At 48.8% G+C, this 17,739-nt stretch carries 11 protein-coding genes, 2 tRNA genes and 3 rRNA genes; 14 read left to right on the top strand and 2 right to left on the bottom strand.

Annotation, left to right across the window (positions count from 1 at the left end; translation table 11 throughout):
• Positions 1-255 precede the first annotated feature (255 nt).
• The 3 genes from AB8Q18_14255 to AB8Q18_14245 all read left to right on the top strand — a co-directional run bounded on the left by AB8Q18_14255 (position 256) and on the right by AB8Q18_14245 (position 1,931).
• Positions 256-687: a ComF family protein gene (locus AB8Q18_14255; GenBank protein XDZ51311.1), complete on the top strand. Its 432-nt coding sequence runs from the start codon at positions 256-258 to the stop codon at positions 685-687.
• Between the two features lie 40 nt (positions 688-727).
• Positions 728-1,192 (top strand): tRNA (uridine(34)/cytosine(34)/5-carboxymethylaminomethyluridine(34)-2'-O)-methyltransferase TrmL, encoded by a 465-nt coding sequence (gene trmL, locus AB8Q18_14250; protein ID XDZ51310.1) that lies wholly within the window; start codon positions 728-730, stop codon positions 1,190-1,192.
• Positions 1,193-1,280: 88 nt separating this feature from the next.
• Positions 1,281-1,931, top strand: coding sequence for a septal ring lytic transglycosylase RlpA family protein (locus tag AB8Q18_14245; GenBank protein XDZ51309.1), 651 nt, complete (start codon positions 1,281-1,283; stop codon positions 1,929-1,931).
• Positions 1,932-1,981: 50 nt separating this feature from the next.
• On the opposite strand, the gene rarD is transcribed toward AB8Q18_14245, so the two are convergent.
• Positions 1,982-2,878, bottom strand: a complete 897-nt coding sequence (rarD, locus tag AB8Q18_14240) for an EamA family transporter RarD (protein ID XDZ51308.1) — start codon at positions 2,876-2,878, stop codon at positions 1,982-1,984.
• Between the two features lie 192 nt (positions 2,879-3,070).
• On the bottom strand, positions 3,071-4,066 hold the full coding sequence (locus AB8Q18_14235; GenBank protein ID XDZ51307.1) for a type IV pilus twitching motility protein PilT: 996 nt from the start codon (positions 4,064-4,066) through the stop codon (positions 3,071-3,073).
• 79 nt (positions 4,067-4,145) lie between these two features.
• On the opposite strand from AB8Q18_14235, the gene AB8Q18_14230 reads away from it, so the two are divergent.
• From AB8Q18_14230 to rrf, 11 genes are all read left to right on the top strand, one after another.
• Positions 4,146-4,805, top strand: coding sequence for a YggS family pyridoxal phosphate-dependent enzyme (locus AB8Q18_14230; protein XDZ51306.1), 660 nt, complete (start codon positions 4,146-4,148; stop codon positions 4,803-4,805).
• 46 nt (positions 4,806-4,851) lie between these two features.
• Complete coding sequence (gene proC, locus AB8Q18_14225; GenBank protein XDZ51305.1) at positions 4,852-5,643, top strand: pyrroline-5-carboxylate reductase; 792 nt, start codon at positions 4,852-4,854, stop codon at positions 5,641-5,643.
• 2 nt (positions 5,644-5,645) lie between these two features.
• Positions 5,646-6,215 carry a YggT family protein gene (locus tag AB8Q18_14220; protein ID XDZ51304.1) on the top strand — a complete coding sequence of 190 codons (570 nt, stop codon included), beginning with the start codon at positions 5,646-5,648 and terminating at the stop codon, positions 6,213-6,215.
• A gap of 202 nt (positions 6,216-6,417) precedes the next feature.
• Entirely contained in the window at positions 6,418-6,834 is a 417-nt protein-coding gene (dksA, locus tag AB8Q18_14215) for an RNA polymerase-binding protein DksA (GenBank protein XDZ51303.1), read from the top strand.
• 117 nt (positions 6,835-6,951) lie between these two features.
• Positions 6,952-8,781 (top strand): ABC transporter ATP-binding protein, encoded by a 1,830-nt coding sequence (locus AB8Q18_14210; protein XDZ51302.1) that lies wholly within the window; start codon positions 6,952-6,954, stop codon positions 8,779-8,781.
• A gap of 185 nt (positions 8,782-8,966) precedes the next feature.
• Entirely contained in the window at positions 8,967-10,766 is a 1,800-nt protein-coding gene (locus tag AB8Q18_14205) for a BCCT family transporter (GenBank protein ID XDZ51301.1), read from the top strand.
• Positions 10,767-11,415: 649 nt separating this feature from the next.
• Positions 11,416-12,959, top strand: a 16S ribosomal RNA gene (locus AB8Q18_14200).
• A gap of 96 nt (positions 12,960-13,055) precedes the next feature.
• Positions 13,056-13,132: transfer RNA gene (locus tag AB8Q18_14195), tRNA-Ile, on the top strand.
• A gap of 34 nt (positions 13,133-13,166) precedes the next feature.
• Positions 13,167-13,242 (top strand) — tRNA-Ala (locus AB8Q18_14190).
• A 423-nt stretch (positions 13,243-13,665) separates the two neighbouring features.
• Positions 13,666-16,563, top strand: a 23S ribosomal RNA gene (locus AB8Q18_14185).
• A gap of 151 nt (positions 16,564-16,714) precedes the next feature.
• Positions 16,715-16,827: ribosomal RNA gene (rrf, locus tag AB8Q18_14180) — 5S ribosomal RNA — on the top strand.
• Together the 16S, 23S and 5S rRNA genes with 2 tRNA genes alongside form the textbook arrangement of a ribosomal RNA operon.
• Positions 16,828-17,739: the final 912 nt, after the last annotated feature.

The following is a 17,739-nucleotide window of genomic DNA, read 5'->3' as shown; positions in this document are numbered from 1 at the left end:
CAAATCCTTGGATCAATCTGCGTATTATGCCACGAAAAAATTCACGCCAGCAGCTTAGGCGTGTGCGGCGCCTGTCAAAAGTGCCTGACGTTTACCGAAGACGTGTGCCCTTTATGTGCGCGTGGCAGCTTTGACAGCCAGCCTTGCGGCCAGTGTCAGCAAAAGCAGACATCGTTAACCCAGTGCTTTGCCAGCTACGATTATGCCTTTCCTTTGGCTGGGCTGGTACAGGCATTTAAATATCAAAAAAATCTCATGTTGGCGCATGCGCTCGGGCAATTAATGCAAGAAAGGCCGCCGCCGTTTATTGAAATGGATTTTCAACACGTACTGGCCGTGCCCATCAGCGCCGCAAAGTGGCGAATGCGTGGGTTTAATCAAAGTGAAGAGTTGGCAAAAAGCATTGCGAGACATTGGCAGATTCCTTTAATATCGTCGCATTTGTGTGATCGGGTGGATACCCCTTCACAATCACTATTAAATGAATCACAAAGAATTAAAAACGTGCAAGGCGTGTTTTCTTTTAATAGGGTAAAATTTAATGCAGATCAAGGTAAAATTTTGCTAATCGACGACGTTTTGACCACTTGTGCAACAGTTTCGGAAATGGCGGCTCAGCTCAAGCATCATGGGCGATTCGAGGTGTATGTGTGGGCCTTATTAAAAAAACAAATCGTAAAAATTTGACTAGACTGTTCTTTTTATTGCATATTGCCGAGTAATTATTATGTTCACAGTAGTACTGTATCAACCTGAGATCCCACCGAATACGGGCAACATCATCAGATTATGTGCCAACACCGGTGTGGATTTACATTTAGTGAAACCCTTAGGGTTTCCTCTTGATTCCAGCAAAATGCGTCGCGCAGGGCTGGATTATCATGAGTTTGCTCATGTAACGGTACACGAAGATTTTAACGCCTGTTTAACTGCGTTAGCGGGCAAAAGAATCTTTGCGTTAACCACAAAAGGTCACACCAGACCAGATCAAGTTCAGTTTCAGGAGGGCGATGTGTTTTTATTCGGCCCTGAAACCCGCGGTTTGCCAGCAGACATTCTGGATGAGCTACCCGCGGCGCAAAAGGTGAGATTACCCATGATGCCGGACAGCCGTAGTATGAATTTATCCAATACGGTTGCGGTTATGGTGTTTGAAGCTTGGCGACAATTGGACTATGTGGGTGGGCAATAACACTTTAAGGTTTATTTTAAAGTGACTAAAGACAGGGGGATCGTACGTTTAGGAGGTTAGTTTTCTGAATACGATTTTTTTAAGACTGATGATGTGTGTGGGCTTGTTGAGCTTCGCCGCCGTAGCGCCTGCCGCTAAAGTGGTTCAGCCTAAGCTTGCTGCAGCAGCTAAAAAAAATAATGTTGTTATCATCCCCAAAGAGCCCTTACATCGTGCCGCCAATATGAGCTACAAGGTCGCCGGTAAACGCTACACCCCCAGTAAGGAAATCGTGAAGTTTGCCCAAGAAGGCCGCGCCTCTTGGTATGGCAATCAATTCCACGGTCGCAAAACTACGTCAGAAGAAGTCTACAATATGTATGACTACACGGCTGCCCACCCCACTTTGCCGATCCCAAGTTATGTTAAAGTAACCAATTTGGCCAACAATAAAGAAGTGGTTGTGCGCATTAATGACCGTGGTCCTTTTAGCAAAAGCCGCATCATCGATTTATCTTACGCGGCTGCGAAAAAACTAGGCTACATCAATCAAGGCACTGCTGAAGTGCGGATTGAACAAGTCACGCCAGGCGAGCAAATTGCGGTCAATACTCAAGATCCTCGCTTCGTGCCGGTGATGGTGCGTCAGGAACAAGAGGCGGCAGATTTCGTGAAATACGTGAACGACGCCAACCGTAATAAAAAGCCTTTAGACGCGGTGAACCCTCGTGTCGATGCGCTAAAAGACAAAGTGATTTAATCGATTTTTGTCGTTCAAAAAAAAGACTGAGCTTTAAGCTCAGTCTTTTTTTATGCGTGTTTGGGGTGGGTTTTACTGTACCAGCCGCTGAGTAAATAGAGCACCACCGCAATCCACACCAGCACAAACCCCATAAAACGATTCCATTCAAAAGCCTCATTAAAGACCCATAGGCCCAAGATGAATTGAATAGTAGGGGAAATGTATTGGATGATGCCCAATAAGGATAGAGGGATGCGTTTCGCGCCGGCGGCAAACATCAATAGGGGGATGGAGGTCACCACGCCCGAAAACAGCAGCACCAGCATGCTCAACGTGGGTAGGCTAGCAAACATCACGCGGCCATGCAGGCCTTCATACATTAAATAGAGTGCCGCCAGCGGCGTCATTAAGAAGGTTTCCACTGCCAGCCCAGGAATGGCACCCAAAGGCGCCAGCTTGCGTAACAGGCCATAAAAACCAAAGGATAAAGTAAGGCCAATGGCAACATAAGGTACGGTGCCTGCTAACCAAGTCAGCCATAGGATGGCGCCGGTGGCGATAGCCATCGCAAAATACTGCAGGGTATTTAAAGATTCTTTAAAAAATACACGGCCCAAGAAAATGCTGAATAAAGGGGTCATGAAATAGCCCAAGCTCGCGTCTAAAACGTGGTGGTTGGCAATGGCCCAGAGATAGATAAGCCAGTTCATCGACAGCATAAAGGCCGATAGGCCCAAAATGGTTAAGGTTCTTTTTTGAGAAAAAGCTTTATAGACTGCTCGACCCTCTCTTAAAAAAATAACCAATAAGGTGGCAAATAAAGCCGACCAACAAATGCGCTGTGCCAAAGTTTGTAATGGGTCTAAGTCGCCCAGTGGATACCAATACAGGGGAAATAAGCCCCAGATGATGTAACAACCTATGGTGAAAAGAATGCCTTTTTTATATGCGGATGGATTAACCATGGTCGCGTTAGCCTTTTGTGTGTGTGAGAATGAGATGAGTGAGCCACAAGGATAAGACTTAGGGCCTAAAAAACCAAGGTGGGATGAATGAATTCAGCGCTTTTTTAAATGGATTGGTGAGATTGGTCTTTAAATAGTGATGAATCGATCCATTAGGTGATCGATCTGCATCGACCTGCATCAACAAGATGGCTAAATGAGCTGCTGCTGGCTTAAGCGGGTCAATGCCTGCGCCATGGTTTGCATGCCTTGAGCCTGTTGCGTTTGTAAAATAGTGGGAATCTGGACCACTTTACGTTCGCGGATTAAGTGGGCAATAGCAGGCGTGTTGATCAAGACTTCAAAGGCTGCGATACGACCCGGCGGCTGCTTTTTCTTGACCAGCGTTTGCGAGACAATGGCCACGAGGCTGGCGGCAAGCTGGGCCTGAATCAGGTTTTTCTCCCTGTCGGGAAAGACGTCGAGAATTCGGTGAATGGTTTGGGCGGCGCTGGCGCTGTGTAGGGTGGCCAATACCAAATGGCCAGTCTCGGCGGCAGTGAGGGCTAGGCGAATGCTGTTTAAATCACGCAGCTCTCCCAATACCAATACGTCAGGATCGGCTCTGAGGGCTTGGTTTAAGGCTGCGGCTAAGGCCTCACTTTCTAGGCCTAAATCACGCTGCTGAATTAAGCTTTGGTCGCTTTGGTGTAGGTATTCAATGGGTGCTTCTAAAGTGAGGATGTGTTTTTGCTGGTGTTGGTTGATCGTGGCGATTAAAGCCGCTAAGGTGGTAGACTTTCCAGAGCCTGTCGGGCCTGTGCACAGAATCAAACCTTGGTGAGCATGGCTAAATGAGGCCAACGCGGGCGGGGCATGTAAGGCGGCCAGGCTAGGTGGCTTTGGGTTAAGGTAGCGAAACGCCAGGCTTGGGCCTAGGCATTGCTCAAAGGCATGACCACGAAAGCGTTGTCCAAAATCGCTGGTGTAGGCAAAATCCACCGCACCTTGCTGTTTTAGCCACTGCGCCTGGGGAGGATTCAGCGCTTGCGCTTGCAGCTGGTTCATTAAGGTTGGCGTGAGCCGTGGATGAGCCAAGGCAGTTAAGTCACCGTCTATGCGTAGATAGGGTGGGTGGCCACAGCTTAAGTGTAGATCAGAGGCCTGTTGCTGGTGACACATGAGCAACAGCGTCGTTAAGGTCAGCATGATGACGGCTTTAGGCTTAATAGAGGCCGATTATGACATTTAATTTTAATGAAACCAAGTCATTTGAGTGAGTATTGACATGAATCTACAACAACGTTATCAGCAACTCATGCAGCGGTTGCGTGCCGCCCAAGCGTCCTGTCAGCTCGTGGCGGTGAGCAAAACCTTCCCCAGCAGCGATATTGAAACGCTGTATGCAGAAGGGCAGCGAGATTTTGGTGAAAACTACGTGCAAGAGTGGTATGAAAAATCACAGGCCTTGCAAGGGCTCGACATTGTGTGGCATTTTATTGGCCCGCTCCAATCGAATAAAACCCGTCAGGTGGCAGAAGGCGCCCATTGGGTGCACACCATCGAGCGTTTAAAGATCGCTACGCGTCTGAACGATCAGCGTCCGGACAGCATGCCTGCGCTTCAAGTGTGTATTCAGGTCAATGTGTCTGCCGAAGCCAGTAAGAGTGGGGTAATGCCGAACGAAGTAGCGGCTTTGGCTAAGGAGATTGAAGCCTTACCGCGGTTACGCTTACGCGGTTTAATGTGCATTCCAGAAGCCACTGAGGATGAGGCAGCCTTGGCGCAGCAGTTTGCCGTCATGCAAACGCTTTTACACGACTTGAATCAGCAAGGCCATGCGTTAGACGTACTGTCTATGGGGATGTCGGCCGATTGGCCGCTGGCCGTTGCCTATGGGGCAACCCACATCCGCATTGGCCGAGAACTGTTTGGTCAGCGTGATTAGGCTTAAAAGACAACCGTAAAGATAACAACCATTACAAGGATAAAACATGATTTACTTTTTAGGCGGCGGTAATATGGCATCGGCCATCATCGCGGGTTTAGTGAAGGGCCCGCATCAAGTGGGCGTGATTGACACCAATGAGGCTAAGCTGGTTGAGCTGGCTGAACGGTATGGGGTTGAAACTTTCGCACAAGTCCCCACCTTAAGCGCTGCTGATGTGCTGGTGTTGGCGGTGAAACCGCAGGATTTGCAGGCCAGCTGTGCCCAGATCGAACCAAATGGGGCGTTGGTTGTGTCTATTGCTGCCGGCGTTGATCTGGCCACCTTAAGCCACTATTTACATCAGCATCAACGGTTGATCCGCGTCATGCCCAATACGCCGGCCCAGGTGGGTTTAGGCGTCAGCGGCGTGTATGCACCCGCTCACGTTAATGCCGATGATCGAGAAATGGCTGAAAGCATGATGGCTGCAGTGGGTGAGGTGATTCGTTTAGAAGAAGAAGACCAAATCCACGCCATTACCAGCATCAGCGGCAGTGGCCCTGCTTATGTGTTTTATTTACTCAATGCATTGGCTCAAGGGGCTCAGGCACAAGGCTTTGATGCCGATACGGCGCGGCAGCTGAGCTTGGCCACGTTTAAAGGAGCTGTGACCTTAGCTGAGCAAAGCGGCGAAGATTTTGGCGTGCTGCAGCAAAAGGTGACTTCAAAAGGCGGCACGACTCATGAAGCCATCGTGACCTTTACCGAGCGAGGAGTGGATGAAGGCATTAAGGCGGGCGTCGAAGCGTGTCGCAAACGCTCCGAAGCCATGCAGGCTGAATTCAAACAAGGGTAACCATGTTATTTTTAAAATTTATATTGCGAACCGGTGCCGATATTTTCGGTCTGATCTGCTTTATGCGCTTTTTTTTACAGATTGCCAAGATTCATTACGGCCATCAGTTGGCCCAGTTTTGCGTGAAGGGTTCTAACTGGATCGTGCTGCCGCTGCGCCGAGGCTTGCCCGCCATTAAACAGTGGGATACGGCTTCGGTGATAGCGGCGTGGGTGGTTTATTTTGTCTCATTTACACTCATCACGGTGTTGGGCATTATAGAAGGCGGTCATTTTAGTGGTAAATTGGTGTTATTTAACGTATTAATATCGGTACTCATGACGATTAAATCAGCGGCCTATGTGTTTATTGGTGCCTTGCTGTTGCAAGCCATACTCAGCATGACGGCGCCGACAGCCGATATCTTGCCTGCCTTACATCGTTTAACCGCCAAAAGCCGGGCGCCTTTTCATTTTTTACGCCTAGGGCAGTTCGATTTTTCGGGTACTGTGGTATTGTTGATTCTACTGTGGCTAACCGGCACCATTTTGCCGCTTCTGACTAGGCTCTTGGAAGGTTATTTATTTGTGTAATTAGAAGTAGTTAATAATAAAGATTTCAGGTAAGATCAAAAAAAATTAACCTTAGTTTTATTGCATAAAATACGGTTTTTTTTGATAAAAACTAACATTAATTGGTTGTGTATTGTGGTACGATGCGCAACTTTGGCATATAGGGCATCGTTCAGCCTCAGGCTGGGCCCTAAAATGTTTACTTAGAAGAGGTGGAAGCATTATGGCTAAATTAACCGAACAAGACATTGTCAACTGGAATGGCTCAGAAGACGATTACATGAATGAAGATCACTTAGAGTTTTTCAAAGAACTTTTGATTAGCTTACAAGAAGAAATGATTCATAACGCCAACGCAACAACCAATCATCTGAAAGAGCAAGTGTCTACGCCAGATCCTGCGGACCGAGCGACTCAAGAAGAAGAATACGCTTTGGAGTTGCGTACCCGCGATCGTGAGCGCAAGTTGCTGGTGAAGCTGCAAGCGTCTTTACGTCAAATTGAAGACGGCAGCTACGGCTTCTGTGTGGATACGGGTGAGCCGATTGGCTTGCGCCGCCTGTTGGCGCGGCCAACCGCCACTTTATCTCTAGAAGCGCAAGAGCGTCGCGAACAAATGAAAAAACAGTTTGCCGGTTAAATCACCGTCAGCAGTTCCGAAAAAAACGACTCGATAGAATGCGAGTCGTTTTTTTGTGCTTTTTAAAAGTAAAACCATTAAAATGATTCACTTAATTATTAATAATAAAGGGCCATTATGTTCCGGTTGTTTGAACGATTGATTAACCCCTATCCCAAAAAAGCCCCCAGTATTCCGCCTAAAGCTTTTTTTGCCTTTATTTGGCACTGTACGGAAGGCGTGCGTGGCCACATTGCCCTCATGAGCATTTGTTCCATTTTCTTTGGTATGTTTGAAGCCGCGTTATTTGCTATGCTGGGTCAGGTTGTTGACTGGTTGGCCAATACCAGCCCTGCTCGGCTGTGGCAGGACGAAGGCAAAAACATCATGATCCTCACGGCCATCATCATCGGCAGTATTGGCCTGGTGTCGGTACAAAGCATTTTGAAGCACCAGACCTTGATGAGCAACTTCCCAATGCGCCTGCGCTGGAACTTCCATCGCCTGATGTTGAACCAAAGCATGCATTTTTTCCAAGACGAGTTTGCTGGGCGCATTTCGGCCAAAGTGTTACAAACTGCTTTAGCCGTACGCGACGTGTGCTTAATTTTGACCGACATCATGGTGTTCATCCTGATTTACTTTGTCACCATGATTACCGTGGTCGGTGGTTTTAATACCCAAATGCTGTGGCCATTTTTGGCTTGGCTGGTGCTGTATGTCGCCGCGCTCTACTGGTTTGTGCCGCGCCTTGGACGGGTGTCTAAACATCAGGCCGACACGCGTTCATTGATGTCTGGGCGCATTACCGATGCCTACACCAACATCACCACGGTGAAGCTGTTCTCTCATTCTGGTAAAGAGGCCGATTACGCCAAAAGTGCTATGGATTCGTTCTTAGAGGCCGCTAAAGCCCAAATGCGCTTAATCAGCGGCATTGAAATCGTGAACCATATTTTAAGCGTGGGCCTGATTTTAAGCTCGGCTGGTATCGCACTGTGGTTGTGGTCACAGGGTCAAGTAGGCGTCGGCGCCGTGGCGGCGGCCACGGCCATGGCTTTACGTTTAAACGGCACGTCACATTGGATTATGTGGGAAATGACCTCGCTGTTTGAAAATGTGGGTACGGTTGAGGATGGCATCACCACCTTGACCCGTGAAGCCAAAGTGCAAGATCGCCCAGAGGCGGTGACCTTAAACGTACAGCAAGGGGAAGTCGTGTTTGAAAACGTGGGTTTTCGCTACGATAAAACTCAGCCGCGTGGCCTGATTCATGAACTTAGCCTACGCATTGAGGCCGGTGAAAAAATTGGCCTAGTGGGACGCTCAGGTGCCGGTAAATCCACGCTGATTAATTTATTGCTGCGCTTTCATGACATCGACTTTGGCCAGATTCGTATTGATGGCCAAGACATTGCCCAGGTTAGCCAAGACAGCCTACGCGGCCAAATTGGCATGGTGACCCAAGACACCTCGTTATTACACCGAAGCATTCGCGACAATATTATGTATGGCCGGCCTGATGCCAGTGAGGCCGAGATGATTGCGGCAGCTAAAAAAGCCGAGGCCCATGAGTTTATTATGGCCTTAAGCGACCCCAAAGGCCGTACGGGGTACGACGTGATGGTGGGCGAGCGGGGCATTAAGCTGTCTGGTGGTCAGCGTCAACGCATCGCCATTGCACGGGTGATGCTCAAAGACGCACCGATCTTACTCTTGGATGAGGCCACCAGCGCTTTAGATTCAGAAGTCGAGCACGCCATTCAAACCAGCCTGTATCAGTTGATGCAGGGTAAAACCGTGGTGGCAATTGCGCATCGCTTGTCGACCATTGCCGCCATGGATAGGCTGATTGTGTTGGATCAGGGCAAGATTGTTGAAGAAGGTAGCCATCAGCAATTATTGGCCAATGGTGGGCTGTATGCCCAGCTGTGGTCACATCAAAGTGGCGGCTTTTTGCCTGAGTAAGTAAAGCCTTTAAGAGGCAGCCCAAACCGCTTTAACCTAAGGGTTGAAGCGGTTTTTTTATGGCCATTTAACGCATAGCCCTAGGGCATTGATATAAGGCAACCCATTGGTTAATTAAATAGCCCTTTGAAAAACAAGCGTTTTTTTGTGATAGACTTAAGCGTTTATAATCAATATGGATAAGCATGCAAACAGATAAACCACAACAAACCGCATCGGTTGATCTGGCTAAGCCCGTGATCGATACCAGTATTGACCGTTTTACCTTTTACGGGGTGATTGTGATTTTACTCAGCGTGACGCTGCCCTTGGTGTTTTTTCCCACCCAAGGGGCCGAATGGGTCGCTTATGTGAAAGGGTTTGTCACTCAGAAGCTTGGGGTGATGTATTTGGGTATGGGGGTTTTATCGGTGATTTTCGTCACCTATATTGCGTTTTCCGACATTGGCAACATTAAGGCCGGTAAGCCAGAAGACGAGGTTGAGTTTAAAACGGCGTCCTGGGCCTCTATGCTGTTTTGTGCCGGTATTGGCGCCAGTATTTTGTATTGGGGCCTGATTGAATGGGCCTATTATTATCAAAGCCCACCGTTCGATCTCGTGCCGCGTTCGCCTGACGCCATCCGTTGGGCGTCGACCTACGGCATCTTTCACTGGGGGCCTGTGGCCTGGGCCATTTATCTGGTGCCCGCCATTCCCATCGCCTATTTCTACCACGTCCGCAATAAGCCCATCTTAAAAGTCAGCCAATGCTTGGCGCCAATCTTAGGCGATAAGCTGGCGGCTAGCCGCTGGGGCCGAACCGTTGACGTCTTTTTTGTGTTTGGCATGATCGGCGGTGGGGCAACGACTCTGGGCTTGGCTACACCGATGATTACCGAAGGCCTGCATGAACTCTTTGGCGTGCCCAAGGAGTTATGGGTACAGCTGTTGGTATTGTTATTTACCACGTTGATCTTTGCCTACAGTGCCTATCAAGGCATTAAAGGGGGGATTCAGTTTTTATCCAACATTAACTTTTATCTGGCCATCGCTTTCTTGCTGTTTGTGCTGGTGGTCGGCCCGACGGTGTTTATGCTCAACGTGGGCCTGGAAAGCCTAGGTCGCTCGATTAGCAATATGTTCCGCATGATGACATGGGTGGGCTCCTTCGGTGAGTTTACCGAACACGGCTTTAAGCGCACCACCTTCCCACAAGATTGGACCGTGTTTTACTGGGCCTGGTGGCTGGTGTTTGCGCCCACTATCGGCCTTTTTATTGCCCGCATTTCTAAAGGCCGCACCATTCGCCAAATTGTAGTCGGTTCCATCTTTTTTGGCAGCCTAGGCTGTTCGCTGTTTTTCATCATCCTGGGCAACTATGGTTTATACCTACAGTTAACCGGTGCCTTAGACGTGGTGACGATCTTGAATGAAGTCAGCCCAACGGCCGCGATTTTTGCTATTTTGCACACCTTGCCGATGGCCAAGCTGGTCGTGGCCGTGTTTACGCTCTTGGCCATTATTTTTACCGCCACTACGTTTGACTCGATTTCTTACATTCTAGCGGCAGTGGTGCAAAAAGAGGTGGATGATGAACCTCATCGTTGGAACCGATTGTTCTGGGCCTTTGCGCTGTGCTTTATGCCGGCTGTGCTGATGTTCTTTGGGGATTTAGCCACGCTGCAAACGGCGTCTATTTTCTCGGGGGCACCGCTGATCATCATCATGAGCGCCATGATGGTGGCCACCATTAAAGCTGCTAAGTATGATTTACACTTTCAGCCTGACTATAGCTTGAAGACGATTCACATTGAAGAGATCGCCGAAACGGCGCCATGGCAAGAGGGAGAAACCTCAACCGCGCCTGAGGGCTCTGTATTGCATACAGAGGCCGTCTACGAGGCGATCAGACAGCAACAGTGTGATGAGGCTGCTTGCGCTGAGGAAGACGCCGCCGCAGGCCTTAGCGACGATGAGCCGTCCGATCAAGCGCCGAAAAGCTAGGCGTGTGATGTAGGAGGGAAGGAACGCTGCTGAAGGGCAGCGTTTTTTTGTTTATACTATATATAGCTTAAAAATAGCTCATTCACTTTGTGCTGGTGTTTATTGATCAGTGAAGTGGTAGGGTGGGTCGAGACCCACCATCGCATTCTATTGCCCGTAGGTGGGCGCAAGCCCACCTACGGGTTTGGTTTTACTGCCAGCCAATGCAGATTTGCTGTCGTTTCCAAAGTTTTTCCCATTATTTTGCGCTTTTTTGCATTATTTTCGCCTTTTTGATTTAAATTTCAGCCACGGTTAACGCCAACAACCACAGGCTTTTCGCCGTTTTCCAGCACTGCCTATAAATTCTTTTAAAAAAGATGCCGCATAAAACCCAGTTAAAACAGTCTTTTGCTTATTTTTGGTGGTTTTTTAGCAAATTAATGGCAAATAGGGGTTGACGATTATCAGGGGTTCGTCCATAATTCGCTTCCTCTGCTGATGACGGAACGAAACAAACCCAGTCAGCAACGCTCTTTAACAGAACAGATAACCGATAAGTGTGAGTGCTTCGAGCCTCACACTGCAATTTAAGATTTATGTATGAGATAGAAATATCTCGTTAATGAATTTGAGAAAGCAGACCAGAATTAGTAATAGCTTAGAGATTAAACATAAGAGTTTGATCCTGGCTCAGATTGAACGCTGGCGGCATGCTTTACACATGCAAGTCGAACGGTAGCGGGGAAGAAGCTTGCTTCTTCTGCCGACGAGTGGCGAACGGGTGAGTAATATATCGGAACGTGCCAAGTAATGGGGGATAACTATCCGAAAGGATGGCTAATACCGCATACGCTCTACGGAGGAAAGCAGGGGATCTTCGGACCTTGCGTTATTTGAGCGGCCGATATCTGATTAGCTAGTTGGTGGGGTAAAAGCCTACCAAGGCAACGATCAGTAGCGGGTCTGAGAGGATGATCCGCCACACTGGGACTGAGACACGGCCCAGACTCCTACGGGAGGCAGCAGTGGGGAATTTTGGACAATGGGCGAAAGCCTGATCCAGCCATGCCGCGTGTATGAAGAAGGCCTTAGGGTTGTAAAGTACTTTTGTTAGGGAGGAAAAGCTATAGGTTAATACCCTGTAGTCATGACAGTACCTAAAGAATAAGCACCGGCTAACTACGTGCCAGCAGCCGCGGTAATACGTAGGGTGCAAGCGTTAATCGGAATTACTGGGCGTAAAGCGAGTGCAGGCGGTTTGTTAAGCTAGATGTGAAAGCCCCGGGCTCAACCTGGGAATTGCGTTTAGAACTGGCAAGCTAGAGTGTGTCAGAGGGGGGTAGAATTCCACGTGTAGCAGTGAAATGCGTAGAGATGTGGAGGAATACCGATGGCGAAGGCAGCCCCCTGGGATAACACTGACGCTCATACTCGAAAGCGTGGGTAGCAAACAGGATTAGATACCCTGGTAGTCCACGCCCTAAACGATGACAATTAGCTGTTGGGGAATTAAAAGTCCTTGGTAGCGTAGCTAACGCGTGAAATTGTCCGCCTGGGGAGTACGGTCGCAAGATTAAAACTCAAAGGAATTGACGGGGACCCGCACAAGCGGTGGATGATGTGGATTAATTCGATGCAACGCGAAGAACCTTACCTAGCCTTGACATGTACGGAAGTCCGATGAAAGTTGGATGTGCCTTCGGGAACCGTAACACAGGTGCTGCATGGCTGTCGTCAGCTCGTGTCGTGAGATGTTGGGTTAAGTCCCGCAACGAGCGCAACCCTTGTCATTAGTTGCTACCATTTAGTTGAGCACTCTAATGAGACTGCCGGTGACAAACCGGAGGAAGGTGGGGATGACGTCAAGTCCTCATGGCCCTTATGGCTAGGGCTTCACACGTCATACAATGGTCGGTACAGAGGGTAGCCAAGCCGCGAGGTGGAGCCAATCTCTTAAAGCCGATCGTAGTCCGGATCGCACTCTGCAACTCGAGTGCGTGAAGTCGGAATCGCTAGTAATCGCGGATCAGAATGTCGCGGTGAATACGTTCCCGGGTCTTGTACACACCGCCCGTCACACCATGGGAGTGGGGGATACCAGAAGTGGGTAGGATAACCGTAAGGAATCCGCTTACCACGGTATGCTTCATGACTGGGGTGAAGTCGTAACAAGGTAGCCGTAGGGGAACCTGCGGCTGGATCACCTCCTTTCTAGAGAAATAAAAAGTGGGGCAAAGAAGTACTCACACTTATCGGGAATCTGTAAGTAAAAGATGCGTAAAGTTAAGACACTTTAACGAGACCTAAGGGTTTGTAGCTCAGCTGGTTAGAGCACACGCTTGATAAGCGTGGGGTCGGAGGTTCAAGTCCTCCCAGACCCACCAATCATTAGGAATCATAGGGTATCAACCCCAAAGAGGGGGCATAGCTCAGTTGGTAGAGCACCTGCTTTGCAAGCAGGGGGTCATCGGTTCGATCCCGTTTGCCTCCACCACTGATTGACTTAACTTTGCAAACGAACCCGACGGTTCAAATTAAATCGTGAATGCGATTGACAAGCTTTGTAAAAAGCTTATAATGCGCAACTCAATTTAATTTGCACCGTCTCTTAGTCTCCGATTCATCGGAAACTTAAGCAGACAACGCATCGATCTTTAACAAATTAGAAGCCGAAATCAATCAATGTTAGTTTTACCGATTTCGTCACGTTAGCTAGCTAGTATTTATACTGAGTTAGCGGCAACACGAAATCAAAAATATATATTGGGTGATTGTATCGAAGTAGCTCATACGAAACTAACAAAAGGCGTATGAGATACACACAACAGCAGTAAGCTTTGTCAGAGTAGAAACTTAAGCAAGTGGAGGGGCGTCAACCCCCAAAGCAAGCAAAGTCAATAGGTTCTTGAAATGATAGAGTCAAGTGAATAAGTGCATCAGGTGGATGCCTTGGCGATTACAGGCGATGAAGGACGTGTAAGCCTGCGAAAAGCGTGGGGGAGCTGGCAATAGAGCTTTGATCCCACGATGTCCGAATGGGGAAACCCACCATGAGTGATCATGGTATCCATGACTGAATACATAGGTCATGTGAAGCGAACCTGGAGAACTGAACCATCTAAGTACCCAGAGGAAAAGAAATCAACCGAGATTCCGTAAGTAGTGGCGAGCGAACGCGGATCAGCCTGTACGTGATACATAGTGTGTTAGGAGAACAACCTGGAAAGGTTGGCCATAGTGGGTGATAGCCCCGTATCCGAAAACACATCATGCTTACTAAGCGTACGACAAGTAGGGCGGGACACGAGAAATCCTGTCTGAACATGGGGGGACCATCCTCCAAGGCTAAATACTCGTAATCGACCGATAGTGAACCAGTACCGTGAGGGAAAGGCGAAAAGAACCCCGGGAGGGGAGTGAAATAGAACCTGAAACCTGATGCATACAAACAGTGGGAGCGGACTTGTTCCGTGACTGCGTACCTTTTGTATAATGGGTCAACGACTTACATTCAGTAGCGAGCTTAACCGTATAGGGGAGGCGTAGGGAAACCGAGTCTTAATAGGGCGTCTAGTTGCTGGGTGTAGACCCGAAACCGAGTGATCTATCCATGGCCAGGATGAAGGTGCGGTAACACGCACTGGAGGTCCGAACCCACTAATGTTGCAAAATTAGGGGATGAGCTGTGGATAGGGGTGAAAGGCTAAACAAACTCGGAGATAGCTGGTTCTCCTCGAAAACTATTTAGGTAGTGCCTCAAGTATTACTTCTGGGGGTAAAGCACTGTTATGGCTAGGGGGTCATTGCGACTTACCAACCCATGGCAAACTCAGAATACCAGAAAGTACGAGCTTGGGAGACAGACAGTGGGTGCTAACGTCCATTGTCGAAAGGGAAACAACCCAGACCGCCAGCTAAGGTCCCAAATGATCAATTAAGTGGTAAACGAAGTGGGAAGGCTTAGACAGCCAGGATGTTGGCTTAGAAGCAGCCATCATTTAAAGAAAGCGTAATAGCTCACTGGTCGAGTCGTCCTGCGCGGAAGATGTAACGGGGCTCAAATTGATAACCGAAGCTGCGGATATGACACAATTTATTGTGCATATGGTAGAGGAGCGTTCTGTAGGCCGTTGAAGGTGGATTGAGAAGTCTGCTGGAGGTATCAGAAGTGCGAATGTTGACATGAGTAGCGATAATGCGGGTGAAAAGCCCGCACACCGAAAGCCCAAGGTTTCCTACGCAACGTTAATCGGCGTAGGGTGAGTCGGCCCCTAAGGCGAGGCAGAGATGCGTAGTCGATGGGAAACAGGTTAATATTCCTGTACTTTATATTAGTGCGATGTGGGGACGGAGAAGGTTAGGTCAGCAAACTGTTGGAATAGTTTGTTCAAGCCGGTAGGCGTGAAGGGTAGGCAAATCCGCCCTTCTTTAACGCCGAGAAGTGATAACGAGGATCTACGGATCTGAAGTGACTCATACCACGCTTCCAGGAAAAGCCACTAAGCTTCAGCTAATATAAAACCGTACCGCAAACCGACACAGGTGGGCAGGATGAGAATTCTAAGGTGCTTGAGAGAACTCAGGAGAAGGAACTCGGCAAATTGATACCGTAACTTCGGGAGAAGGTATGCCTTTGTTGGTGATTTGCTTGCGCAATGAGCTGACAGAGGCCGCAGAGAATAGGTGGCTGCGACTGTTTATTAAAAACACAGCACTGTGCCAACACGAAAGTGGACGTATACGGTGTGACGCCTGCCCGGTGCTGGAAGGTTAAATGAAGGGGTGCAAGCTCTGGATTGAAGCCCCAGTAAACGGCGGCCGTAACTATAACGGTCCTAAGGTAGCGAAATTCCTTGTCGGGTAAGTTCCGACCCGCACGAATGGCGTAACGATGGCCACACTGTCTCCTCCTGAGACTCAGCGAAGTTGAAGTGGTTGTGAAGATGCAATCTACCCGCTGCTAGACGGAAAGACCCCGTGAACCTTTACTGTAGCTTTACATTGGACTTTGAAGTGGTTTGTGTAGGATAGGTGGGAGGCTATGAAACCAGCACGCTAGTGTTGGTGGAGCCGTCCTTGAAATACCACCCTGACCCCTTTGAGGTTCTAACCCAGGTCCGTTATCCGGATCGGGGACCGTGTATGGTAGGCAGTTTGACTGGGGCGGTCTCCTCCCAAAGAGTAACGGAGGAGTTCGAAGGTTACCTAGGTACGGTCGGAAATCGTGCTGATAGTGCAATGGCAAAAGGTAGCTTAACTGCGAGACCGACAAGTCGAGCAGGTGCGAAAGCAGGACATAGTGATCCGGTGGTTCTGTATGGAAGGGCCATCGCTCAACGGATAAAAGGTACTCCGGGGATAACAGGCTGATTCCGCCCAAGAGTTCATATCGACGGCGGAGTTTGGCACCTCGATGTCGGCTCATCACATCCTGGGGCTGTAGTCGGTCCCAAGGGTATGGCTGTTCGCCATTTAAAGTGGTACGTGAGCTGGGTTTAAAACGTCGTGAGACAGTTTGGTCCCTATCTGCAGTGGGCGTTGGAAATTTGACAGGGGCTGCTCCTAGTACGAGAGGACCGGAGTGGACGAACCTCTGGTGTACCGGTTGTGACGCCAGTCGCATCGCCGGGTAGCTAAGTTCGGACGAGATAAGTGCTGAAAGCATATAAGCACGAAACTCTCCTGAAGATGAGATTTCCCTGAGGGTTTAACCCTCCTAAAGAGTCGTTCTAGACCAGGACGTTGATAGGTCAGGTGTGGAAGCACAGTAATGTGTGGAGCTAACTGATACTAATTGCTCGTGAGGCTTGACTCTATCATTTGAAGAACTTGTGTAAGACATAAGTGAAGAATTCAGATGAAGCTTACAGGCTGTATGTGTGTATATTACCCGATACATCACCTTATATATTGATACGATAAAATCGACTAAATTGATTAGGCTTTTAATTTGTTACCGTTTTTTGTTTGGCGGCCATAGCAAGTTGGTACCACTCCTTCCCATCCCGAACAGGACAGTGAAACGACTTAGCGCCGATGATAGTGTGGATGCCCATGTGAAAGTAGGTCACCGCCAAACTCCCCATACTTAAGCCCTGTTGCGATTGCAACAGGGCTTATTTTATTGGTAGTGCACAACCGTAGGGTAGTGCCCATACCGTAGGGTGGCGCAAATATGGTAGGGTGGCGCAAAGCGCAGCGTGCCCACCGATGGTGGCCTTAAGCCCTGCTGAAGCGCACAGCCTGACCCCGTACACCCAAAACAAAGCCCACCTGCCGGTGGGCTTTGTTGCGTCTGGCGTTTGGTGATTCATGGCTGTGCCGCTATAAGTCATGGTGGGTAGGCTGCGCTTTACCCACCCTACGCGGGGCCGTGCGGCCGGTAGGATGGGTCGTGACCCACGCGTTGAACCGATAGACACAGCCTTACCCCGTACACCCAAAACAAAGCCCACCTGACGGTGGGTTTTGTTGCGTCTGGCGTCTGGTGATTCATGGCTGTGCCGCTATAAGTCATGGTGGGTAGGCTACGCTTTACCCACCCTACGCGTGGCGGTGCGGCTGGTAGGGTGGGTGTACATAAAGCTGATCTGATGACTCATTTCAAAATGATGTCTCAAGGTATTATCGACTCAAAAAATTCACAGGTTTATTTTATCCACAACCTTTAAGCAGCGGTAGTGCTTAAGGGTGTAAACGCTTTAGCTGTGGATGATTTAAACCGATTATTCAAAGAAGTATGTTATCCACAGGCCTTGAGCCTAGTGATGATGAGCGTGCTAAGCCATGTTTCTAGACTTACTGCTGTTGATGATAGTGAGCCAAGTCTTGAGGGCTGATTTTGTGCCATTATGGCCATATGATGGGGATAAGTTAGTGTTATAGGGCTTGTTTTTATCGCGGCTAGGCATGACGTGAATTAAAATTAGCTGCTGAACCAAGCGTCTATAAGCATAGCTATAAACTGAGCGGGATTGTGTATAACTCTGTG

It is taken from the genome of Neisseriaceae bacterium CLB008, assembly GCA_041228285.1.
GTDB lineage: Bacteria > Pseudomonadota > Gammaproteobacteria > Burkholderiales > Neisseriaceae > JAGNPU01.
This window is presented reverse-complemented; position numbering and strand designations above follow the sequence as displayed.